The sequence below is a fragment of the Streptomyces sp. NBC_00057 genome (genome assembly GCF_045041165.1).
Lineage (GTDB): Bacteria > Actinomycetota > Actinomycetes > Streptomycetales > Streptomycetaceae > Streptomyces.
This window is the reverse complement of the sequence record NZ_CP108256.1, coordinates 2,350,816-2,372,146: the sequence shown is the minus strand read 5'-3', so window position 1 is coordinate 2,372,146 and position 21,331 is coordinate 2,350,816. Positions and strand designations below refer to the sequence as shown.

General features: G+C 70.3%; 18 protein-coding genes. 14 read left to right on the top strand and 4 right to left on the bottom strand.

What is annotated here, in order from left to right; all coding sequences use genetic code 11:
* Positions 1 to 114 precede the first annotated feature (114 nt).
* The 10 genes from OG953_RS11175 to OG953_RS11130 all read left to right on the top strand — a co-directional run bounded on the left by OG953_RS11175 (position 115) and on the right by OG953_RS11130 (position 12,923).
* Positions 115 to 1,434, top strand: coding sequence for an ATP-binding protein (locus OG953_RS11175; protein WP_405683897.1), 1,320 nt, complete (start codon positions 115 to 117; stop codon positions 1,432 to 1,434).
* On the top strand, positions 1,431 to 1,799 hold the full coding sequence (locus OG953_RS11170; protein WP_405683895.1) for a nucleotide pyrophosphohydrolase: 369 nt from the start codon (positions 1,431 to 1,433) through the stop codon (positions 1,797 to 1,799). The genes OG953_RS11175 and OG953_RS11170 overlap by 4 nt, the downstream gene beginning before the upstream one ends.
* A 124-nt stretch (positions 1,800 to 1,923) precedes the next feature.
* The gene (locus OG953_RS11165) at positions 1,924 to 2,460 is read left to right on the top strand and encodes a DUF6099 family protein (RefSeq protein WP_405683893.1); all 537 of its coding nucleotides are present in this window, start codon (positions 1,924 to 1,926) and stop codon (positions 2,458 to 2,460) included.
* Between the two features lie 136 nt (positions 2,461 to 2,596).
* Positions 2,597 to 3,520, top strand: coding sequence for an LLM class F420-dependent oxidoreductase (locus tag OG953_RS11160; RefSeq protein ID WP_405683892.1), 924 nt, complete (start codon positions 2,597 to 2,599; stop codon positions 3,518 to 3,520).
* A 145-nt stretch (positions 3,521 to 3,665) separates the two neighbouring features.
* Entirely contained in the window at positions 3,666 to 4,574 is a 909-nt protein-coding gene (gene mmuM / locus OG953_RS11155) for a homocysteine S-methyltransferase (protein WP_405683889.1), read from the top strand.
* A 52-nt stretch (positions 4,575 to 4,626) separates the two neighbouring features.
* Positions 4,627 to 6,180, top strand: a complete 1,554-nt coding sequence (locus OG953_RS11150; protein ID WP_405683888.1) for a 3' terminal RNA ribose 2'-O-methyltransferase Hen1 — start codon at positions 4,627 to 4,629, stop codon at positions 6,178 to 6,180.
* On the top strand, positions 6,177 to 8,750 hold the full coding sequence (locus OG953_RS11145) for a polynucleotide kinase-phosphatase (protein ID WP_405683886.1): 2,574 nt from the start codon (positions 6,177 to 6,179) through the stop codon (positions 8,748 to 8,750). Before OG953_RS11150 ends, OG953_RS11145 begins: the two co-directional genes overlap by 4 nt.
* Before the next feature lie 92 nt (positions 8,751 to 8,842).
* Positions 8,843 to 10,075, top strand: coding sequence for an arginine deiminase (locus OG953_RS11140; protein ID WP_405683884.1), 1,233 nt, complete (start codon positions 8,843 to 8,845; stop codon positions 10,073 to 10,075).
* A 212-nt stretch (positions 10,076 to 10,287) separates the two neighbouring features.
* On the top strand, positions 10,288 to 11,295 hold the full coding sequence (gene argF / locus OG953_RS11135) for an ornithine carbamoyltransferase (protein WP_405683882.1): 1,008 nt from the start codon (positions 10,288 to 10,290) through the stop codon (positions 11,293 to 11,295).
* Between the two features lie 188 nt (positions 11,296 to 11,483).
* A complete protein-coding gene (locus tag OG953_RS11130) occupies positions 11,484 to 12,923 on the top strand; it encodes an amino acid permease (protein WP_405683880.1) in 1,440 nt (479 codons plus the stop codon).
* A 32-nt stretch (positions 12,924 to 12,955) separates the two neighbouring features.
* On the opposite strand, the gene OG953_RS11125 is transcribed toward OG953_RS11130, so the two are convergent.
* A complete protein-coding gene (locus OG953_RS11125) occupies positions 12,956 to 13,387 on the bottom strand; it encodes an ATP-binding protein (protein ID WP_405683879.1) in 432 nt (143 codons plus the stop codon).
* A 227-nt stretch (positions 13,388 to 13,614) separates the two neighbouring features.
* On the opposite strand from OG953_RS11125, the gene OG953_RS11120 reads away from it, so the two are divergent.
* The gene (locus tag OG953_RS11120) at positions 13,615 to 14,442 is read left to right on the top strand and encodes an enoyl-CoA hydratase family protein (RefSeq protein ID WP_405683877.1); all 828 of its coding nucleotides are present in this window, start codon (positions 13,615 to 13,617) and stop codon (positions 14,440 to 14,442) included.
* Positions 14,443 to 14,446: 4 nt separating this feature from the next.
* On the top strand, positions 14,447 to 16,789 hold the full coding sequence (locus OG953_RS11115) for a bifunctional salicylyl-CoA 5-hydroxylase/oxidoreductase (protein WP_405683876.1): 2,343 nt from the start codon (positions 14,447 to 14,449) through the stop codon (positions 16,787 to 16,789).
* Here the strand turns inward: OG953_RS11115 and OG953_RS11110 are convergent.
* From OG953_RS11110 to OG953_RS11100, 3 genes are read right to left on the bottom strand one after another with little or no spacing between them, the layout of a single operon-like run.
* Positions 16,776 to 17,207, bottom strand: a complete 432-nt coding sequence (locus tag OG953_RS11110; RefSeq protein WP_405683875.1) for a hypothetical protein — start codon at positions 17,205 to 17,207, stop codon at positions 16,776 to 16,778. The two genes, OG953_RS11115 and OG953_RS11110, sit on opposite strands and share 14 nt — an antisense overlap.
* A complete protein-coding gene (locus OG953_RS11105; RefSeq protein WP_405683874.1) occupies positions 17,204 to 18,025 on the bottom strand; it encodes a GNAT family N-acetyltransferase in 822 nt (273 codons plus the stop codon). Before OG953_RS11105 ends, OG953_RS11110 begins: the two co-directional genes overlap by 4 nt.
* A gap of 48 nt (positions 18,026 to 18,073) precedes the next feature.
* Positions 18,074 to 19,675, bottom strand: coding sequence for an AMP-binding protein (locus tag OG953_RS11100; protein ID WP_405683873.1), 1,602 nt, complete (start codon positions 19,673 to 19,675; stop codon positions 18,074 to 18,076).
* Between the two features lie 104 nt (positions 19,676 to 19,779).
* Between OG953_RS11100 and OG953_RS11095 the strand changes: the two genes are divergently transcribed.
* Together OG953_RS11095 and OG953_RS11090 are read left to right on the top strand one after the other, a co-directional pair.
* Positions 19,780 to 20,907, top strand: coding sequence for an acyl-CoA dehydrogenase family protein (locus OG953_RS11095; RefSeq protein ID WP_405683872.1), 1,128 nt, complete (start codon positions 19,780 to 19,782; stop codon positions 20,905 to 20,907).
* Positions 20,904 to 21,305 (top strand): RidA family protein, encoded by a 402-nt coding sequence (locus tag OG953_RS11090; protein WP_405683871.1) that lies wholly within the window; start codon positions 20,904 to 20,906, stop codon positions 21,303 to 21,305. Before OG953_RS11095 ends, OG953_RS11090 begins: the two co-directional genes overlap by 4 nt.
* The last annotated feature ends 26 nt before the right edge of the window (positions 21,306 to 21,331 follow it).

Below are 21,331 nucleotides of genomic sequence, written 5' to 3'. Positions count from 1 at the left end.
TCGGTCGTGGGAATGCCGTCCGGGGCGGGGTTGCCGCGGCAGGCGTTACACGATCGTAGGAAGGTCGTTCAGGCGGAACGGTTCGCCGCTCCGCGGTCTGCGTACGGTCCGACCATGAGTGCACTCCGCCGGGGGACCACCTCGCCACTGCCCGCCCGTACGCCCGTGCCTGGTGAAGCTGTTGCCGTTACCGGTGCATCCGTGTTCGGTGAAGCTCCTGCCGCTACCGGCGCGTCCGTGTTCGGTGATGGCCCCGCCGCTACGGATACGTCGGCCCGCCCGGAAGCCGTGTGGCGTTCCGGCGGTCCTGTCCGCTCCGCCGGACCTGTCGTCACCGAACTGCGGTTGTCCGCCTTCGCCTCGCACCGGGGCGCCAACTTTCCCATCGGCCCGGTCACGCTCTTCGCCGGACCCGGCGGCAGCGGCAAGTCGAGTGCGTTGCGGGCGTACGAGGCGCTGGCGCGGCTGGGCAGCGGAGACCCGCTCGACGAGGTTTTCCCGGACCCGGCGGGGTGCGTACCGGAAGGTGCCGCGGCCGATGCGCAGGGCCGCCGCGGATTCCGGATCGGCTGCACGACGGACGGTCCGGCAGGACCGGTACGGCTCGACGTGGCCGTCCAGGTGGAGCCCATCCTTCGTATCGTCGGTGAACGGCTCACCGGCGGTGGCGAGACCCTGCTCACCACTGCATTGCGCGACCCGGGGCGCTCGACGGTCCAGGCGGCCTGGCACACCGCGGGCGCGGCCCCGGTGACGCGCGCGCCGCTGCCGGACGACCGCCTCGGAACGGCCCTGCTGCCGCTGCGGGTGGCGGGCAGGACCGAGGGGCAGTTACAGGTCCTTGCCGCCGCCGAACAGATGGTCGTGGCCCTGCGGTCGGTCTTCGCCTGTGAACCGCAGCCGCCGCGGATGCGTGCGCCCGTACCGGCGGGCGACGGCCGGTTGCGCCGCGGTTGCGACAACCTCGCGGCGGTGCTGGAGCGCACGCGCACGCAGTGCGCTCAACGCCACGCCCGGCTGGTCGCGGCGACTCACGCAGGATGCGCGGGGCCGGTGACCGCACTCGGTGTCGAGCGGCTCGCGGACGGGTTGCTGCGCGCGACCGTCGGGCGCGGCGGGGGGCATGCGACGCCGGTCGGCCGGCTCGGCGACGGTGAGCTGAGGTATCTCGCGCTCGCTCTGGTGCTGCTCACCGGCCCCGGGGTGCTGGCGGTGGACGCCGCGGGCGAGGTGCCGTCGGCCATGCAGACCCTCACCGTGCTGGCCGACGGACTCGACCGGGACCTGGACGGACGGCAGTTGCGCGGACTGCTGGATCTGGCGGTGTCGATCGGGACGGCCGGGCACCTCAGACTGGTGGGGACGGTCACGGAGTCGGGTGCGGTGCGAGCCCGGGAGACCGCCGGGGTGACGATGGTAGACCTGAAGCCGTGACAGAACTTGATGTACGTGCCCTGCAGCAACGGCTCGCCGCGTTCGCGGCTGCACGGGACTGGGAGCAGTACCACACCCCGAAGAACCTGGCGGCGGCGCTGAGCGTCGAGGCGTCCGAACTGGTCGAAATCTTCCAGTGGTTGACGCCGGAGCAGTCGGCGCGGGTGATGGAGACACCCGAGACGGCGCACCGGGTGGCGGACGAGGTCGCGGATGTTCTCGCTTATCTGCTGCAGTTCTGCGAGGTGTTGGGGATCGACGCACTGACGGCGCTGGCGGAGAAGATCGACCGGAATGAGACCCGGTTCCCAGTGCCGGAGCGCCCGGACACCCTGGAGTCCCCAGATCGTCACTCTTCGGAGTGATCAACTTATTCACAGTCGACTTCGTGTCCACAGATTTCCGAATTCCCCTGGCTTTTCGGTACCGACACCCTCACTGTGGGTAATGGATGAGTTGAGCGGCTTTTCGTACGGACGGGGGTAACGCATGGAAGCGGAGCGGCTTGTGGGAGTCAGCCGGCGTGCACTGGCACAGAGCCGCTGCACGCCGGACATCATCGCCGAGGCATGGCAGGCCCAGGCGCTCGCTCAGGCGATCGGCAGCCGGCTGGCGGCGGACGGGCCCAAGGAGGTACGGGGAGAGGCGCGCGGGCTCAGCGAGATCGGCGGAAGGAGCGGCGGGGCGCTGGACCACCCGGCGGCGCGGGCCGGAGTGGCGCGGGCCGCGCAGCTTTCCGAGCTTGCCGAACCGCGGGCGACGCTGACGGGGCTGGGCACGCTGCTCGGGGAGGTGGGGATGGCCTTGGTCGGGGTGGCCTGCGAGACGGACGAGCAGGGGCTCTACTGGCAGTGCATGGAGGCGATCGACGCGGCCGACGAGTCCATGGACCGGGTGCACGGAATGCTCCGGCGCCTTGACGAGCAGGACCGGGAGCGGCAGCAGGATCTGGAGCGAGGCCGGGAGCGGGACGGCCCCTACGGTGCGATCCGCGGACCGGCGGGATCGGCGGCGGGCCAGCCGTGACCGCGCAGGATTCAGGGAGTGATGAGGAACGGGACGGTGTACGGGACGGCCGTGACCGTAAAGGGCCTCGGCAGTGGCGGCGCGTGGGAGGGAGAAGGAGGGGAATGACCGGCATCCGGAGGTGCAGGATGGATGCATGGATCTTCGAATCTTCACCGAGCCCCAGCAAGGGGCCTGCTACGACACCCTGCTCACCGTCGCCAAGGCGGCCGAAGACCTCGGCTTCGACGCCTTCTACCGCTCCGACCACTACCTCCGCATGGGCCCGGGGGACGGGCTGCCCGGCCCGACCGACGCGTGGATCACCCTGGCCGGGCTGGCGCGCGAGACCAAGCGGATCCGGCTCGGCACGCTGATGACCGCGGGGACCTTCCGGCTCCCCGGAGTGCTCGCCATTCAGGTCGCTCAGGTCGACCAGATGTCCGGCGGACGCGTCGAGCTCGGCCTCGGCGCAGGCTGGTTCGAGGAGGAGCACAAGGCCTACGGCATTCCGTTCCCCAAGGAGAAGTTCGGCAGGCTGGAGGAGCAGCTGGAGATCGTCACCGGGCTCTGGGCGACCGAGATCGGCAAGACGTTCAGCTTTGAGGGCACGTACTACCAGCTGACGGATTCGCCCGCGCTGCCCAAGCCGGCGCAGGCCAAGGTGCCGGTCCTGATCGGCGGTCACGGTGCGACGCGCACACCGCGGCTGGCCGCCCGGTACGCGGACGAATTCAATATTCCCTTCGCGTCGCTGGAGGACAGCGAGAAACAGTTCGGCCGGGTCAGGGAGGCGGCGAAGGCGGTCGGCCGCGGACCGGACGACCTGGTGTACTCCAACGCCCTGGTGGTCTGCGTCGGCAAGAATGACGCCGAGGTGGCGCGGCGCGCCTCCGTCATCGGCCGTGAGGTGGAGGAGCTGAAGGCGAACGGGCTTGCGGGCTCACCCGCCGAGGTGGTCGACAAGATCGGCAGGTACGGCGCGATCGGGTCGTCCCGGATCTACCTCCAGGTCCTGGATCTGGACGACCTGGAGCACCTGGAGCTGATCTCCTCCCAGGTCCAGTCCCAGTTCACCTGAACCGGGAACCATCCCGGCTCCCCCGAGTCAGGGATCGGTCGCCGCTCACCCGAGCCAGGTCCGGGCCCGGTTCACGAGGGAGTCACCCGTGCAACCCATCCGGTCAGTCGACGGTCCGCCCGTCCGTGCGCTCGATCGTGCCCTCTTGGAGGGGACGCTCCTGCTCGACGGTGGTCTCTCCAACCAGTTGGAGGCGCAGGGCTGCGATCTGTCCGACGCTCTGTGGTCGGCCCGCCTGCTGGCCGACGGGCCGCGGCAGATCGAGGCCGCGCACACTGCCTATGTGCGGGCGGGTGCGCAGGTGCTCATCACGGCCAGTTACCAGGCGACCTTCGAGGGATTCGAGGGGCGGGGGATCGGACGGGCCCAGGCTGCGGAGCTGTTCGCCCGCAGTGTGCGGCTGGCGCGGCGGGCCGCGGGCGCGGTGGAGCGGGAGATCTGGGTCGCCGCCTCGGTCGGCCCGTACGGGGCGATGCTGGCGGACGGCAGCGAGTACCGGGGCCGCTACGGGCTCTCCGTCCGGGAGCTGGAGCGGTTTCACCGGCCGCGGGTGGAGGCGCTGGCCGCCGCAGGGCCCGATGTGCTGGCGCTGGAGACGGTGCCGGACATCGACGAGGCCGAGGCGTTGCTGCGAGCGGTCGAGGGGTGTGGGCTGCCCGTCTGGCTCTCGTACAGCGTGGCGGGGGACCGGACCAGGGCGGGGCAGTCGCTGGAGACGGCCTTCGCTCTTGCCTCGGGGCATGACCGTGTGCTGGCAGTCGGGGTGAACTGCTGTGATCCGGCGGACGCGGACCGGGCGGTGCGGGCGGCGGCGGAGGTGGCCGGGAAACCGGTCGTGGTCTATCCGAACAGCGGTGAGCGGTGGGATGCCGGCGGACAGGAGTGGGCCGGTGCCCCCACCTTCGATCCGGGGAGAGTGCGGGCCTGGCAGGACGCCGGCGCCCGGCTGGTGGGCGGCTGCTGCCGGGTAGGCCCGGAGACCGTCGCGGAGCTGGCCGGGCTGCTCGGCGCAGCGACGGCAGGCGAAGGGAGAGGAGGGTCAACAGTGCCGTAGACACATGAAAATACCTGGTGGGGGGCGAGCGACGCGGACCATACTCGGACGTGTGTTCCTGACAATCAGCACGACCGGCAACCCGGAACGTCCCGCGACCGATCTCGGCTTTCTGCTGCACAAGCATCCCCAGAAGGCGCAGACGTTCTCCACCTCCCATGGCACCGCGCATGTCTTCTATCCCGAGGCATCCGCCGAGCGCTGCACAGCGGTGCTCCTTCTGGAGGTGGATCCCGTGGCGCTGGTGCGGCGCGGCAAGGGCAAGGGCCGGGGCGGCGCCCCCGACGCGGCGCTCGCGCAGTACGTCAACGACCGTCCGTACGCGGCGTCCTCGCTGCTCTCCGTCGCGATGAGCACGGTCTTCAAGACCGCGCTGAACGGTGTGTGCCGCGCACTGCCCGAACGTGCACAGGCGCCGCTGCCGCTGAGGATCGAGGTGCCCGCACTGCCGGCGCGCGGCGGCGCGGAACTGGTGCGCAAGCTCTTCGGGCCGCTCGGCTGGAAGAGCGTGGACGCCGTGGCCGTACCTCTGGACGAGCAGTTCCCGGAGTGGGGGGACTCGCGGTACGTACGGCTGGTGCTGGAAGGCGAGTTGCGGCTGGCGGACGCGTTGCGGCAGCTGTATGTCCTGCTGCCGGTGCTCGACGACGCCAAGCACTACTGGGTCGCACCGGACGAGGTGGACAAGCTGTTGCGGGCCGGTGAGGGCTGGCTGGCCGGCCACCCCGAGCAGAAGCTGATCACCAGCCGCTATCTGTCCCGGCGCTGGGGGCTGACCCGGCAGGCGATGCAGCGGCTCGAACTGGTGCGGCTCGCCGAGTCGGACGACCTGGACGTCGAGAGCATCGACAACGCGGTGGACGAGACGACCGACACCGAGGAGAAGCCGGTGCCGCTCGCCGAGCAGCGGCGCACCGCGATCCTCGACGCGTTGCGCACCGCCGGGGCGAGCCGGATCCTCGACCTGGGCTGCGGTCAGGGCCAGTTGGTGCAGGCGCTGCTCAAGGACGTGGGCTTCACGGAGATCGTCGGCGTCGATGTCTCGATGCGCGCCCTCACCATCGCCTCACGACGGCTGAAGATGGACCGGATGGGGGAGCGGCAGGCCGGACGGGTCACGCTTCAGCAGGGCTCGCTCACCTACACCGACAAGCGGCTCAAGGGGTATGACGCGGCCGTGCTCAGCGAGGTCATCGAGCACCTCGACCTGCCGAGGCTGCCCGCGCTGGAGTACGCCGTGTTCGGTTCGGCCCGACCGCGGACCGTGCTCGTGACGACGCCGAACGTCGAGTACAACGTCCGCTGGGAGACCCTTCCGGCCGGGCATGTGCGCCACGGCGACCACCGGTTCGAGTGGACCAGGGCCGAGTTCCGCGACTGGGCCCAGGAGGTGGCACAGCGGCATGGATACGGGGCCGATTTCGTCCCCGTGGGGCCCGACGACCCCGAGGTGGGGCCGCCGACACAGATGGCCGTGTTCACGATGACCGCGGCCGATGAGGGCACGACCAAGAGCGAGAGCAAGAGCGAGAGCAAGAACGAGAGCAAGAACGAGTCCTGGCACGAGACCGCCAACGAGATTGAGAAGGAGGCGAAAGTCGCATGACCAGTACTTCGCGCACGTTGCCGGTGACCGACCTCTCCCTCGTGGTGCTCATCGGAGCCAGCGGTTCCGGCAAGTCCACCTTCGCCCGTAAGCACTTCAAGCCCACGGAGATCGTCTCCTCGGACTTCTGCCGCGGCCTGGTCGCCGACGACGAGAACGACCAGAGCGCCAGCCGTGATGCCTTCGACGTCCTGCACTACATCGTGGGCAAGCGGCTCGCCGCCGGGCGGCTGACCGTCGTGGACGCCACCAGCGTCCAGTCCGAGAGCCGCAAGCAGCTGGTCCAGCTGGCCAGGAGCCACGACGTGCTGCCCATCGCGATCGTTCTCGACCTGCCCGAAGAGGTCTGCGTCGCGCGCAATGCGGCCCGCCCCGACCGCGCCGACATGCCGCGCCACGTCATCCAGCGCCACCGCCGTGAACTGCGCCGCTCGCTGCGCGGCCTGGAGCGCGAGGGCTTCCGCAAGGTGCACATTCTGCACACCGAAGAGGAGGCGGAGCACGCAGAAGTGGTGCTGGAGAGCCGCTACAACGACCTCCGCCACCTCACCGGACCCTTCGACATCATCGGCGACATCCACGGCTGCAGTTCCGAGCTGGAGGCCCTGCTCGGCAAGCTCGGCTACGTCGACGGCGCGCACCCCGAAGGGCGTACGGCGGTCTTCGTCGGCGACCTCGTGGACCGCGGCCCCGACAGCCCCGGAGTACTGCGCCGCGTCATGTCCATGGTGTCGGCGGGCAACGCCCTGTGTGTGCCGGGCAACCACGAGAACAAGCTCGGCCGCTACCTCAAGGGCCGCAAGGTCCAGCACACCCATGGACTCGCCGAGACCATCGAGCAGTTGGACCGGGAGGAGGAGAAGGACCCCGCCTTCCGCGAGCGGGTGCGGGAGTTCATCGACGGGCTCGTCAGCCACTACGTACTCGACGAGGGCAAGCTCGTCGTCTGTCACGCCGGACTGCCCGAGAAGTACCACGGGCGCACCTCCGGACGGGTCCGCTCGCACGCGCTGTACGGGGACACCACCGGTGAGACCGACGAGTTCGGCCTGCCCGTGCGCTACCCGTGGGCGGAGGAGTACCGCGGCCGTGCCGCCGTGGTCTACGGCCACACCCCGGTGCCCAACACCTCTTGGGTCAACAACACCATCTGCCTGGACACCGGTGCGGTCTTCGGTGGGAAGATGACCGCGCTGCGCTGGCCGGAGCGCGAGCTCGTCGACGTACCGGCCGAGAAGGTCTGGTACCAGCCGGCCAAGCCGCTGACCACCGAGGCGCCCGGGGGCAGGGAGGGCAGGCCGCTGGACCTCACCGATGTGCACGGCCGCCGGATCGTGGAGACCCGGCACATGGGCCGCATCTCGGTCCGCGAGGAGAACGCCGCGGCGGCACTCGAAGTCATGAGCCGGTTCGCCGTCGACCCGCGGCTGCTCGGCTACCTCCCGCCGACCATGGCGCCCACCGCCACCTCGCACGAGGACGGTTATCTGGAGCACCCGGCCGAGGCCTTCGCCCAGTACCGGGCGGACGGTGTCACCGAGGTCGTGTGCGAGGAGAAGCACATGGGCTCGCGTGCGGTGGCGCTGGTCTGCCGGGACGCGAACACTGCCCATGAGAGGTTCGGCGCAGGGAGAACCTCCCACGCTTCCGGCGGTGAAGGAGGTCCGACCGGGGCGCTCTACACCCGCACCGGAAGGCCGTTCCTCGACGACGTCGCACTCACCGAGGTGATCCTCGGCAGGCTGCGCACCGCCGTCACCGCCGCCGGACTCTGGGAGAAGTGGGACACCGACTGGGTGCTGCTCGACGCCGAGCTGATGCCGTGGTCTCTCAAGGCGGCCGGGCTGCTGCGCTCGCAGTACGCCGCGGTCGGTGCCGCATCCGGGGCGGTCTTCCCGGAGGCCAACGCGGCCCTCGCGGCAGCGGTGGCCCGTGGGGTGGACGTGGGCGCGCTCGCCGACCGCCAGCGGGGACGGGCCGAGGACGCGACCGCGTTCACCGAGGCGTACCGCCGCTACTGCTGGAGCACCCAGGGCCTGGACGGGGTGCGGCTCGCGCCGTTCCAGATCCTCGCCGTGCAGGGCCGCTCGTTGGCCTCCGTACCGCACGACGAGCAGCTGGCCTGGCTCGACCGGCTGGTCGAGCATGATCCGACCGGGCTGCTCCAGGTCACCCGCAGGCTCGTCGTCGACACCGGTGACGAGGCGTCGGTGCGCTCCGGCATCGACTGGTGGCTGGAGATGACCGGCCGCGGCGGCGAAGGCATGGTCGTCAAGCCGCTCGCCGCACTCGTACGGGACGGCAAGGGCAGGCTGGTCCAGCCGGGCATCAAGGTGCGCGGCCGGGAGTACCTCCGGATCATCTACGGCCCCGAGTACACCGGCCCGGAGAATCTGGAGCGGCTGCGCGGCCGGTTCCTCGGCCACAAGCGGTCGTTGGCGCTCCGGGAGTACGCGCTGGGGCTCGAAGCGCTGGACCGGCTGGCCGACGGGGAGCCACTGTGGCGGGTCCACGAGGCGGTGTTCGCGGTGCTGGCCCTGGAGTCGGAGCCGGTCGACCCGCGGCTGTAGGCAGTGGCGCCGGCGGGTCTTCCGATGAGATCAACGGAAAACCGCTGGCGATTCACCGGGTGAACGGCGCTCCGCACGGTGAGGATGGATGCATGGGATTCCATGTCGACTCCGAGGCCGGGCGGCTGCGCCGCGTCATCCTGCACCGCCCCGATCTTGAGCTGAAGCGGCTCACCCCCAGCAACAAGGACGCGCTCCTGTTCGACGACGTGCTCTGGGTGCGCCGCGCCCGCCAGGAGCACGACGGCTTCGCGGACGTGCTGCGCGACCGCGGAGTGGAGGTGCACCTGTTCGGCGATCTGCTCCGTGAGTCGCTGGAGATCCCGGTGGCCAGACGGCTCGTCCTGGACCGGGTCTTCGAGGAGAAGGAGTACGGCCCGCTCGCCACCGAGCATCTGCGGGCCGCGTTCGAGGAGTTGCCCAGCGCCGAGCTGGCCGAGGCGCTGGTCGGCGGGATGACCAAGCGGGAGTTCCTGGAGCGGCACAGCGAGCCGACCTCCGTCCGCTTCCATGTCATGGACCTGGACGACTTCCTGCTCGGCCCGCTGCCGAACCATCTCTTCACCCGGGACACCTCGGCCTGGATATACGACGGGGTGTCGATCAACGCGATGCGCTGGCCGGCCCGGCAGCGCGAGACCGTCCACTTCGAGGCGATCTACCGCCACCATCCCCTCTTCACCGGCCCCGACGCAGGCGCCTTCCACCACTGGTCGGAGGGGCAGGACGACTACCCCTCGACCATCGAAGGCGGCGACGTACTGGTCATCGGCCACGGCGCCGTACTCATCGGGATGAGCGAGCGCACCACCCCGCAGGCGGTGGAGATGCTGGCCCGTGGACTGTTCGACGCCGGCTCGGCGCACACGATCGTGGCGCTCGACATGCCCAAGCGCCGGGCGTTCATGCACCTCGACACGGTCATGACGATGATCGACGGCGACACCTTCACCAAGTATGCGGGCCTGGGCATGCTCCGCTCGTACACCATCGAGCCCGGTGAAGGGCCGAGGGACCTGAAGGTCACCGACCATCCGCCCGAGCACATGCACGACGCGATCGCGCATGCCCTGGGCCTGGACTCGATCCGGGTCCTCACAGCCACCCAGGATGTGCACGCCGCCCAGCGCGAGCAGTGGGACGACGGCTGCAATGTGCTCGCCGTCGAGCCGGGCGTCGTCGTCGCGTACGAGCGCAACGCCACCACCAACACCTATCTGCGCAAGGAGGGCATCGAGGTCATAGAGATCCGCGGCAGCGAACTCGGCCGGGGCAGGGGTGGCCCCCGTTGCATGAGCTGCCCCGTGGTGCGTGATCCGGTGTAGCGGTGCACGATCTGGTGCAGTGGTGCGCGACACGGCGCAAGGAACGCGACACGGCGCAAGGAAAGAGACTCTGCGCAAAGAGCCTCCGCACGAAAGGACTCCGCGCGAAGAGTCGTCGCACAAGGCAAGAGCCTCCGTATAGCGATGCAATGCTTCGTATAGACTTCCAGGGTCACTGTTTGCACGACCTCACCCGACCCAGGAGCAGTCTCATGGCCATAGACCTCGCAGGCCGCCACTTCCTCAAGGAGCTGGACTTCACGGCCGAGGAGTTCCGCGGCCTGATCGATCTCGCGGCCGAGCTCAAGGCCGCCAAGAAATCGGGGACCGAAGTGCAGCGGCTGCGCGGCAAGAACATCGCGCTCATCTTCGAGAAGACCTCGACCCGTACCCGCTGCGCCTTCGAGGTGGCGGCCGCCGATCAGGGTGCGTCCACGACGTATCTCGATCCCTCCGGCTCGCAGCTGGGGCACAAGGAGTCGGTGAAGGACACGGCCCGCGTCCTCGGTCGGATGTTCGACGGCATCGAATACCGCGGTGACAGCCAAGCGGCCGTCGAGGAGCTGGCTGCGTACGGCGGCGTTCCGGTCTTCAACGGACTCACCGACGACTGGCACCCGACCCAGATGCTCGCCGACGTCCTCACCATGGCCGAGCACAGCGAGAAGCCGCTGGAGCGGATCGCGTTCGCCTACCTCGGCGACGCCCGCTTCAACATGGGCAACTCCTACCTGGTCACCGGCGCACTGCTGGGCATGGACGTGCGGATCGTCGCGCCGAAGTCCTACTGGCCGGCCGAGGAGATCGTCACCGAGGCCCGCAGGCTGGCCGAGGCCGGCGGTGCGACGGTCACTCTCACCGAGGACATCGCCGAGGGCGTCAAGGGCGCGGACTTCGTCGCCACCGATGTCTGGGTCTCCATGGGTGAGCCCAAGGAGGTCTGGGGCGAGCGCATCGAGGCCCTCGCGCCGTACGCCGTGACCATGGACGTCCTGCGCGCCACCGGCAACGCCGACGTGAAGTTCCTGCACTGCCTCCCGGCCTTCCATGACCTCGGCACCAAGGTCGGGCGGGAGATCGAGGCCGCCCACGGGCTGACGGAGCTGGAGGTCACCGACGAGGTCTTCGAGTCCACGCACTCGGTCGTCTTCGACGAGGCCGAGAACCGGATGCACACGATCAAGGCCGTTCTGGTGGCCACCCTGGCGGCCACCAGCTGATTGCTGCATGATCATGCACCCGATTGGGTGAACATGCGTGGAGGCGGCTAATATGTTGTCTCTTGGTGGGGTTCGAGCTCGCACGCTCGAACCCCATTTTCGTGTGTGTCACCAGAGCCCGGAGCTCCCCCACGGGGCCCCGGGTGCACACCCCCCACACATGCTCCACCAGAGAAGAGACCGTCCCCGTGAGTCCGCTGCGCCCGCCGAGCTCCCTGCGCCCCTCCGGGCCACGCATCAAGAGCCCCCACCAGCTGATCGCCGAGTCCGGCGCCGACCTGGAGGGGCACGGCCTCAAACGCACCATGGGACTCTTCCAGCTGGTGTGCTTCGGTGTCGGCGCCGTCGTCGGCACCGGCATCTTCGTCGGCCTCTCCGACAGCGTCGCCGAGGCGGGCCCCGCGGTCGTGCTGTCGTTCGTGCTCGCCGCGATCACCTGCATCTTCACCGCGTTCTCCTTCGCCGAGCTGGGCAGCGCGATCCCGGTGTCCGGCAGCTCGTACTCCTTCGCCTACGCGACCCTCGGCGAACGCATCGCGTTCCTCGTCGGCTGGTGTCTCCTGCTGGAGTACGGAGTCTCGGTCTCCGCGGTCGCCGTCGGCTGGAGCCAGTACGTCAATGAGCTGCTGAACAGCTTGTTCGGCTGGCAGCTGCCTGCGGCCCTCTCGGCGGGGCCCGGCGACGGCGGAGTGATCAATCTGCCCGCGGTCCTGGTGGTCATGATGGCCGCCACCCTGCTGGTGCGCGGCGTCCGGGAGAGTGCGGGGGCCACCACCGCGATGGCGGTCCTCAAGATCGCCATTCTGATCATGTTCTGCGTCATAGCCTTCACGGCCTTCGAGCACGGGAATCTCACGCCGTTCGTCGCCCACGGGGCGGGCGGGGTCACCGCCGGCGCGTCGCTGGCCTTCTTCTCGTACATCGGCTTCGACGCCATCACCACCGCGGGCGAAGAGGTCAAGAACCCGCGGCGGAACATCCCGATCGCGATCATGGTCTGCATCGGCCTGGTCACCCTGCTCTACTGCGCCGTCGCGCTCGCCGCCATCAGCGCCCTCGGCCCGGAGGCCGTCGCCGACAAGCCGGCCGCGCTCTCGATCGTCGTCGACCAGGTCACCGGCTCGACCGTCGGCGGTGGAATCATCGCTTTCGGAGCGGTCGTCGCGATCGCGTCCGTCGTGCTCGCGGTGATGTACGGGCAGACCCGCATCCTGATGTCGATGTCCCGCGACGGTCTGATCCCGCGGGTCTTCGAGCGGGTCTCGCCGCGGACGGCGACGCCGGTCGCGAACACCTGGATCGTGGCGGTCGTCTTCGCGATCCCGGCGGCCTTCTCCTCGCTCGACGTGGTGGTGAATCTGACGACCATCGGCACGCTGGGCACCATGGTCGCGGTGAACATCGCGGTGATCGTGCTGCGCCGCCGAAACCCTGAGGTGACCGGCTCGTTCCGGGTGCCGCTCTACCCGGTGAGCCCGCTCCTGGGCGTCGTCTTCTGCCTCTATCTGATGTACGGGACGGGCTGGGCGACCTGGGTGCAGTTCGCCGTCTTCCTGATCGTCGGTGCGGCGGTGTACGCCTTCTACGGCCGCAGCCGTTCCCGGCTGGCCGCTGCCGACGCGGGTTGATGAGGACGGTCGGTCGGCTCCGAGATGTCCGGTCAGCTCCGAGGCGTACGGGACGGCAGGGTGAACCACACCGCCTTGCCGTGTTCCGTCGTGCGGTGACCGCAGGACGAGCTGAGCGTACGGATCAGCAGCAGACCCCGGCCGTGTTCCTGCCAGGGGTCCGGCGCACTGCCGGGCTCCGGATGGGAGAGATCGCCCGGCGGGGCCGGGTCGCGGTCGTGCACCTCCACCTGGCAGCCGGTCGGCAGGAGCTCCACCACCAGCTCGATGGGTTCGTCGCTGCGGGTGTGCTCCACGGCGTTGGCGACCAGTTCGGCGGTGAGGAGTTCAGCGGTATCGGAATCGGCCGGCGCTTCGATGTCCGCCAGTGCCGTACGGATCAGGGCGCGAGCGACCGGTACGGCCACCGTCGAATGCGGCAGGGCAATCCGCCAGGAGGCGGGGAGGGGGACATCGGAGGGCACAGCTCGGTTTCCGTTCCGGAGTTCACGAACTTTCTGGAGGTCAAGACTTCTCGGTTTCAACCTTACGAAGTGCAACGACACAGGCAAGGGACCGCCGACCGGTACGAAGGGGACGTTCGGCACTGAGTTCTCACGCTCCGCCTATTGCGTGCTCGTGACGGGAGTCACGTACGAGTGATAAGTTCGTTCGCAGGTAGCAGCCCGACGGCTGAAGGGGAGCCCCCTCGATGAGCCCGTTTCCCAGCTCCGCCCCCCGTACGGATGACTGGCGCCATCTGCGGCTGACGACGGAGGACGGAGTTGCCACCGTTACCCTCGCCCGCCCCGAGAAACTCAACGCTCTCACCTTCGGTGCCTACGCCGACCTGCGCGACCTGCTTGCCGAACTGTCCCGCGAACGCACCGTGCGCGCTCTGGTGCTCGCGGGGGAGGGCCGCGGTTTCTGCTCAGGCGGAGATGTCGACGACATCATCGGCGCGACACTCGCCATGGACACCGCCCAGCTCCTCGATTTCAACCGCATGACCGGACAGGTGGTGCGTGCCCTACGTGAAACCCCCTTCCCCGTCATCGCCGCCGTACACGGCGTGGCCGCAGGTGCCGGCGCGGTTCTTGCGCTGGCCGCCGACTTCCGGATCGCCGATCCGTCCGCCCGCTTCGCCTTCCTCTTCACCAAGGTCGGTCTCTCCGGCGGCGACATGGGCGCCGCCTATCTGCTGCCGCGCGTCGTCGGCCTCGGCCATGCCACCCGGCTGCTGATGCTCGGCGAACCGGTCCGCGCACCCGAAGCGGAACGGATCGGACTGATCAGCGAGCTGACCGAAGAGGGCCAGGCGGATGTGCGCGCGGCAGCGCTCGCCCGCCGCCTCGCCGACGGACCGGCCCTCGCCCTCGCCCAGACCAAGGCGCTGCTCACTGCCGAACTCGACATGCCGCTCGCCGCCGCGGTCGAGATGGACGCCGCGACCCAGGCCCTGCTGATGCACGGTGACGACTACGCCGAATTCCACGCCGCTTTCACCGAGAAGCGGCCACCGAAGTGGCAAGGCCGGTAGCGCGATGCCGCCCGACACGAGCGCGACCGGAGCCGGGCCGTCCACCGCGACGGCGCCCGGCGCGAATCGGACCGGCGTGAAGCGGATCGCGGTCATCGGCGGCGGCCCCGGCGGGCTCTACGCCGCGGCCCTGCTCAAGCGACTCGACCCGGAACGCGACATCACCGTCTGGGAGCGCAACGCCCCCGACGACACGTTCGGCTTCGGCGTCGTCCTCTCCGACGAGACGCTCGGCGGCATCGAGCACGCCGACCCCGTCGTCTACCGGGCACTCCAGGACGAGTTCGTACGGTGGGACGACATCGACATCGTCCACCGCGGCGTGACCCAGACCTCCGGCGGCCACGGCTTCGCGGCGCTGGGCCGGCGCAGACTCCTGGAGATCTTGCACGAACGCTGCGACTGGCTCGGCGTACAGCTCCGCTTCCGCACCGAGGCACCGCCGGCCGCCGAGCTGGCCACCGCATACGACCTGGTGATCGCCGCCGACGGCGTGCACAGCCTCACCCGCGCCGCGCACGCCGACACCTTCGGCCCCCGCCTCACCACCCACCGCTGCCGCTACATCTGGCTCGCCGCCGACTTCGCCCTCGACGCCTTCCGCTTCGAGATCGCCGAGACTGCGTACGGAGTGATGCAGCTCCACGGCTACCCCTTCTCGGCCGACGCCTCCACCGTCATCGTCGAGATGCGCGAGGAGGTCTGGCGCGCCGCCGGATTCGACACCTGCGACGTGGAGCACTCGACCGTACGCTGCGCCAAGATCTTCACCGAGGCGCTCGGCGGCCGGCCGCTGCGCTCCAACAACTCCGCCTGGCTCACCTTCCGTACCGTCGTCAACGCCCGCTGGTCGCACGGCAACACGGTCCTCATCGGCGACGCCGCTCACACCGCGCACTTCTCCATCGGCTCCGGCACCAAACTCGCCGTCGAGGACGCCCTCGCGCTCGCCGCCTGCATCGAGGAACAGCCCGACCTGCCAGGCGCACTGGCCGCGTACGAGACCGAACGCCGGCCGGTCGTCGAATCGACCCAGCGGGCCGCCGCGGCCAGCCTGCGCTGGTTCGAGGAGCTCGGCACCTACGTCGACCAGCCGCCCCGCCAGTTCGCCTTCAACCTTCTCACCCGCAGCCGCCGCGTCACCCACGACAATCTGCGGCTGCGCGACGCCTCCTTCACCGCCGCCGTCGAGGAGGAATTCGGCTGTGCCCCGGGCACCCCGCCGATGTTCACCCCGCTGCGGCTGCGCGGCCTCGAACTCCGCAACCGCGTCGTCGTCTCACCCATGGACATGTACTCGGCCGTCGACGGCGTCCCCGGCGACTTCCACCTCGTCCACCTGGGGGCACGCGCACTCGGCGGTGCAGGGCTCGTCATGACGGAGATGGTGTGCGTCAGCGCCGAGGGCCGCATCACCCCCGGCTGCACCGGCCTCTACACTCCCGAACAGGCTGCCGCCTGGACCCGCATCACCGACTTCGTCCATGCGAGCGCACCCGGTACGGCCATCGGCGTCCAACTCGGCCACTCCGGGCGCAAGGGCTCCACCAAACTGATGTGGGAGGGCATCGACCAGCCCCTCGACCACGGCAACTGGCCGCTCACCGCCGCCTCCCCGATCCCGTACGCCGACGGCGTCAACCAGGTCCCGCACGCCCTGGACCGGGCCGGCCTCGACGCCGTACGCGAACAGTTCGCAGCGGCGGCCCGGCGCGCCGACCTCTGCGGCTTCGACCTGCTCGAACTCCACTGCGCCCACGGCTACTTGCTCTCCGGCTTCCTCTCGCCACTCACCAACCACCGTACCGACCGCTACGGCGGATCGCTGCAGGGCCGGCTCCGCTTCCCCCTCGAAGTCTTCGACGCGATGCGCGCCGACTGGCCCGACGACCGGCCCATGACCGTCCGTATCTCCGCCACGGACTGGGCCGAGGGCGGCACGACGGCCGAGGACGCCGTAGAGATCGCCCGCGCCTTCGTCGCCCACGGGGCCGATGCCATCGACGTCTCCACCGGTCAGGTCGTCCCCGACGAGCGCCCCGAGTACGGCCGCTCCTACCAGACCCCGTACGCCGACCGGATCCGCAACACACTGTGCGTGCCCGTCATCGCGGTCGGTGCGATCTCCTCCTGGGACGACGTGAATTCACTGCTGCTCGCGGGCCGGGCCGACCTCTGCGCCCTGGCCCGTCCGCATCTCTACGACCCGCACTGGACGCTGCACGCGGCGGCCGACCAGGGCTACAGCGGACCGGGCGCGCCCTGGCCGCTCCCGTACCGCGCGGGCAGCCGTACCCCGCCTACGGGCCGCACCGACGCACCGAAGCCGCGGCTCACTCTGGGGTGACGGGCAGGCACGCGTGGCAGAGACAGGCATCGGGGTGCGGGGCCCCGTGATGGGCATGCCGTTCCTCCCCGGCGACCCGCTCCAGAAGTGCGGCCAGCTCCTCGGCCTTCTCCCTTGTGGCAGCGCCCGGACCGGCACACCGCTTCAGCACGGCCGGGATGTACACCAGCTGGGCCCGGAAGGTGTGGAGATGGCGGGTTCCCGTGTCGATGGTGATCCAGCGGCCGGTGTGCCGCGCATGCCCCACCGTGGTCAGCTGCTGGTGGCCCGTCCCGGGGTAGGTGTCGATGACATACACCTTCGCCCCGCCCCGGTACGCCTTCGTTCCGGGACGGAGCTCCTGCCCGAGGTCCCCGTACCGCCGCCACAGCACCACACTCGCCGCGACCAGCCACGCGGGTTCCGGCGGTCCGTTCATCGCTCCGCCGCGCTGATCAGCAGCCGGTCCGAGACCGCCCGGTAACCGATGCGCTGATACACGCCGTTGCTGGTCGGGTTGGCGAGGTCGGTGAAGAGCAGCACCTCCTGCGCGCCCGCCTCCCGTGCCGCCCGGCTGATCTCCGCCGTCACCGCGGCCGCGTACCCCCGGCCGCGGTGCTCGGGAGGTGTGTAGACCGCCGCGACCCGCACCGTGCCCGCGATCTGCGGTGAGACGCCGGCCATCGACACCGGCACGCCGTCGACCTCCCAGAGGGTCAGCCTGCCGGACGCCGTCCGTTCGTCCAACACCCGTTCGGCATGGGTGCCGGGCTGGCCGACCTGATCGGCGAAGGCGAGATGCCAGCGCAGCAGCAGTTCCCGGTCGGCGGTGGTGGCGGCCCTGGGCCGGCCCGAGGGGGCGGGGGAGGGCGGGATCAGCGTCCCCAGCCGGTAGAGCCGCTGCTCCTGGTCGACCCGGTGGCCGGGCCAGTTGGCGGCCAGCGCCTCGGCGGTGGCCCGGTCCGCGTTGATCCCGGTCAGGGGGAGCGCGGCCGCCAGCGGGGCGACCGCCTCCGGGGCGACGGTTCCCAGCAGCGCCGGATACGGCGGGGTCTGCACCAGTGTCCCCGCGACCTCGCCGTCCGCCCCGCGCCACCAGCCCAGCAGCGGGTCGGCGTCACCGTAGGCGTGCGGGCCGCTGCTGCGCAGGGTCGCGGTCACGGTCAGAACCAGGGTGTTCTCGGCGGGCCGGGCGGCCAGCGAGGCGCCGGCCGCGTCGAGAAAGGCGTTGATGTCATCGGTGAAGGTCCAGGTCATGCCTCATCCTGCCGGGTGTGCGCGGAGCAAGGCACCCGTATTTCCGGGTCAGTCGTCCCGCAGCCGGAAGCGCTGCAGCTTCCCGGTGGCGGTGCGGGGGAGAGCGGGCAGGAACTCGATGACGCGCGGGCACTTGTGCGGGGCCAGTTCGCTCTTCATGTACGTGCGCAGCTCGTCGGCGTCCAGTTCCGCGCCCTCGCGCAGCACCACGTACGCCACCACGATCTGGCCGCGCAGCTCGTCCGCCCGGCCCACCACCGCGGCCTCGGCCACTGCGGGGTGGTGCAGCAGGGCGTCCTCGACCTCGGGGCCCGCGATGTTGTAGCCGGAGGAAATGATCATGTCGTCGGCGCGGGCGACGTAGCGGAAGTAGCCGTCCGGCTCGCGCACATAGGTGTCGCCGGTGAGATTCCAGCCGTGCGCCACATAGTCCCGCTGACGCTCGTCGGCGAGATAGCGGCAGCCGACCGGCCCGCGGACGGCGAGGAGTCCGGGCTCCCCGTCCGGCACCTGCCTGCCCTCGCGGTCCAGCACCCGGGCCTGCCAGCCGGGCACGGGAACTCCGGTGGTGCCGGGGCGGACCGCGTCGTCGGCGGCGGAGATGAAGATGTGCAGCAGTTCGGTGGCGCCGATGCCGTTGATGATGCGCAGACCCGTCCGCTCGTACCAGGATCGCCAAGTGGCGACCGGGAGGTTCTCGCCGGCCGAGACACAGCGCCTCAGCGCGCTCAGATCGTGCTCGTCGATGTGGTCGAGCATCACGCGGTAGGCGGTCGGCGCGGTGAACAGCACCGAGACACGGTGGGCCGCGAGCGCGGGCAGCAGCTGCGTCGGGCCGGACTGTTCGAGCAGCAGGGCACTGGCACCGGCCCGCAGCGGGAAGACCACCAGGCCGCCGAGCCCGAAGGTGAAGCCGAGCGGCGGACTGCCCGCGAACACATCGTCGGACGTGGGGCGCAGGACATGGCGCGAGAACGTGTCGGCGATGGCGAGCACATCCCGGTGGAAGTGCATACAGCCCTTGGGGCGCCCGGTGGTCCCCGAGGTGAACGCGATCAGTGCGACATCGTCCGCCGCCGTGTCCACCGGACGGTACGGCCCCGTCCTGGCCTCGGCCAGGTGCAGCAGATCGTCCGGGGCGTCACCTCCGTACGCCGTGATCCGCAGCCCCGGCACCTGAGCCTTCACCAGGTCGTCGACCGCCCGGATGTCGCACAGTGCGTGGCTCACCCGGGCGATCGAGCAGATGGTGGCAAGCTCGGCGGACCGCTGCTGGGCCAGCACCGTGACGGCGATCGCGCCCGCCTTCAGCACCGCGAGCCAGCAGGCGGCCAGATGGGGTGTGGTGGGGCCGCGCAGCAGGACGCGGTTGCCGGGTACGACCCCCAGATCGGAGGTGAGGACATGGGCGATCCGGTCCACTTGGTCCCGCAGCTCCCCGTAGCTCCAGACTCCGCCGTCGGGGGTACGGAAGGCGGGGCGCCCGGGGCCGAAGCGGTCGACCGTACGGTCCAGCAGTTCGGCCGCGCAGTTGAGGCGGGCCGGATACTGCAGTTCGGGAAGGTCGAAGAGCAGTTCCGGCCACTGGTCCGGGGGTGGCAGGTGCTCCCTGGCGAAGGTGTCGAGGTGCGCTGAGGTCTTCGGGTCCATGACGGATCGCCCCCTTGTCGCATCTGGAGCGTATCGTTTGGGTGACGGTAGTCAACGGTCCGCGATAAGAAGAGAAGACGAGACGCGACAAGAGAGGCGCCGGTATGACGGCATTCTCGCTCGATCCGGCACAAACCGCCTGGTGTGAAGAGCTAAGAGCCCTTGCCGAGCAGCAACTGCGCCCCCTCGCCGAAAAAGGCGAACCGGGCCACGTCAACCGCCCCCTGATCGCCGCACTCGGTGAGTCCGGCCTCCTCGACCGGCTGCTGAACTCCGGCGCCCTCGACCTCTGCCTGCTTCGAGAGTCCCTGGCCCGCGGCTGCACGGAGGCCGAAACCGCACTGGCCCTCCAGGGCCTCGGCACCCACCCCGTGGTCCAGGCAGGCACCCCGGCCCACCGCGAACGCTGGCTCCCAGAGGTGCGCGCCGGCCGCGCCGTCGCCGCCTTCGCGCTCAGCGAACCGGGCGCGGGCTCCGACGCGGCGGCCCTGGCCCTGAACGCCGAACGCGCCCCCGACGGCTGGCGGCTGACCGGCGAGAAGTGCTGGATCTCCAACGCACCCGAGGCCGACTTCTACACCGTCTTCGCCCGTACGACCCAGGGCGCCGGATCGCGTGGCGTCACCGCGTTCCTGGTTCCCGCCGACCGACCCGGACTGACCGGCACCGCACTCGACATGCTTTCGCCGCACCCCATCGGGGCCCTGGTCCTCGACGGCGTCCCGGTCACCCCCGACGATGTGCTCGGCGAACCGGACCGCGGCTTCCGGGTCGCCATGAACACCCTCAACCTGTTCCGCCCCAGCGTCGGCGCCTTCGCCGTCGGCATGGCCCGCGCCGCCCTCGATGCCACGGTCGCGTACACCGCCGAACGCACCGCGTTCGGCGGTCCGCTGAAGGACCTCCAGGCCGTTTCCCACCAGGTCGCCGAGATGGCCACCCGCACCGAGGCCGCCCGGCTCCTGGTGTACGCGGCCGCCGCCGCGTACGACGCGGGGGAGTCCGGAGTGCCGCGCCGCGCGGCCATGGCGAAGCTGTACGCCACCGAGACCGCGCAGTACGTCGTCGACACCGCCGTCCAACTGCACGGCGCCCGCGCCCTGCGCCGTGGCCACCTCCTCGAACACCTCTACCGGGAGGTCCGCGCCCCACGGATCTACGAGGGCGCCAGCGAGGTCCAGCGCACGATCATCGCCAAGGAGCTGTACGCGAACCGGGAGGCGTCCGCATGAGTCCGGTCCACCGGATCAACCCCGCCGAACTCTCGCCGCCCGCGGGCTTCTCGCACGCCGTCACTGCCACCGGCGGCCAACTGGTCTTCCTGGCCGGGCAGACCGCCCTCGACCAGGACGGCAAGGTCATCGGCGCCGCCCTGCCCGAGCAGTTCGCGACGGCGCTCACCAATCTGCTGACCGCCCTGCGCGCGGCGGGCGGCGCCCCGGCGGACCTGGCCCGGGTCACCGTGTACGCCACCGACGTGGCCGACTACCGGGCCCATGTCGGGGAACTGGGCCGCATCTGGCGGCAGTTGGCGGGCCGTGACTATCCGGCGATGGCGGTCATCGGCGTGGCGAGACTCTGGGACGAGCAGGCTCTCGTCGAGATCGACGGGGTGGCGGTACTGCCGTGAACGCGCCGGACGGGCCGGGCATGCCG

Coding starts and splice junctions, on each gene's coding strand:
- argF (WP_405683882.1), top strand. CDS start 10,288: ATGGCCATAGACCTCGCAGGCCGCCACTTCCTCAAGGAGCTGGACTTC.
- OG953_RS11110 (WP_405683875.1), bottom strand. CDS start 17,207: ATGAACGGACCGCCGGAACCCGCGTGGCTGGTCGCGGCGAGTGTGGTG.
- OG953_RS11115 (WP_405683876.1), top strand. CDS start 14,447: ATGCCGCCCGACACGAGCGCGACCGGAGCCGGGCCGTCCACCGCGACG.
- OG953_RS11145 (WP_405683886.1), top strand. CDS start 6,177: ATGACCAGTACTTCGCGCACGTTGCCGGTGACCGACCTCTCCCTCGTG.
- OG953_RS11165 (WP_405683893.1), top strand. CDS start 1,924: ATGGAAGCGGAGCGGCTTGTGGGAGTCAGCCGGCGTGCACTGGCACAG.
- OG953_RS11100 (WP_405683873.1), bottom strand. CDS start 19,675: ATGGACCCGAAGACCTCAGCGCACCTCGACACCTTCGCCAGGGAGCAC.
- OG953_RS11105 (WP_405683874.1), bottom strand. CDS start 18,025: ATGACCTGGACCTTCACCGATGACATCAACGCCTTTCTCGACGCGGCC.
- OG953_RS11120 (WP_405683877.1), top strand. CDS start 13,615: ATGAGCCCGTTTCCCAGCTCCGCCCCCCGTACGGATGACTGGCGCCAT.
- OG953_RS11140 (WP_405683884.1), top strand. CDS start 8,843: ATGGGATTCCATGTCGACTCCGAGGCCGGGCGGCTGCGCCGCGTCATC.
- OG953_RS11090 (WP_405683871.1), top strand. CDS start 20,904: ATGAGTCCGGTCCACCGGATCAACCCCGCCGAACTCTCGCCGCCCGCG.
- OG953_RS11175 (WP_405683897.1), top strand. CDS start 115: ATGAGTGCACTCCGCCGGGGGACCACCTCGCCACTGCCCGCCCGTACG.
- OG953_RS11160 (WP_405683892.1), top strand. CDS start 2,597: ATGGATCTTCGAATCTTCACCGAGCCCCAGCAAGGGGCCTGCTACGAC.
- OG953_RS11095 (WP_405683872.1), top strand. CDS start 19,780: ATGACGGCATTCTCGCTCGATCCGGCACAAACCGCCTGGTGTGAAGAG.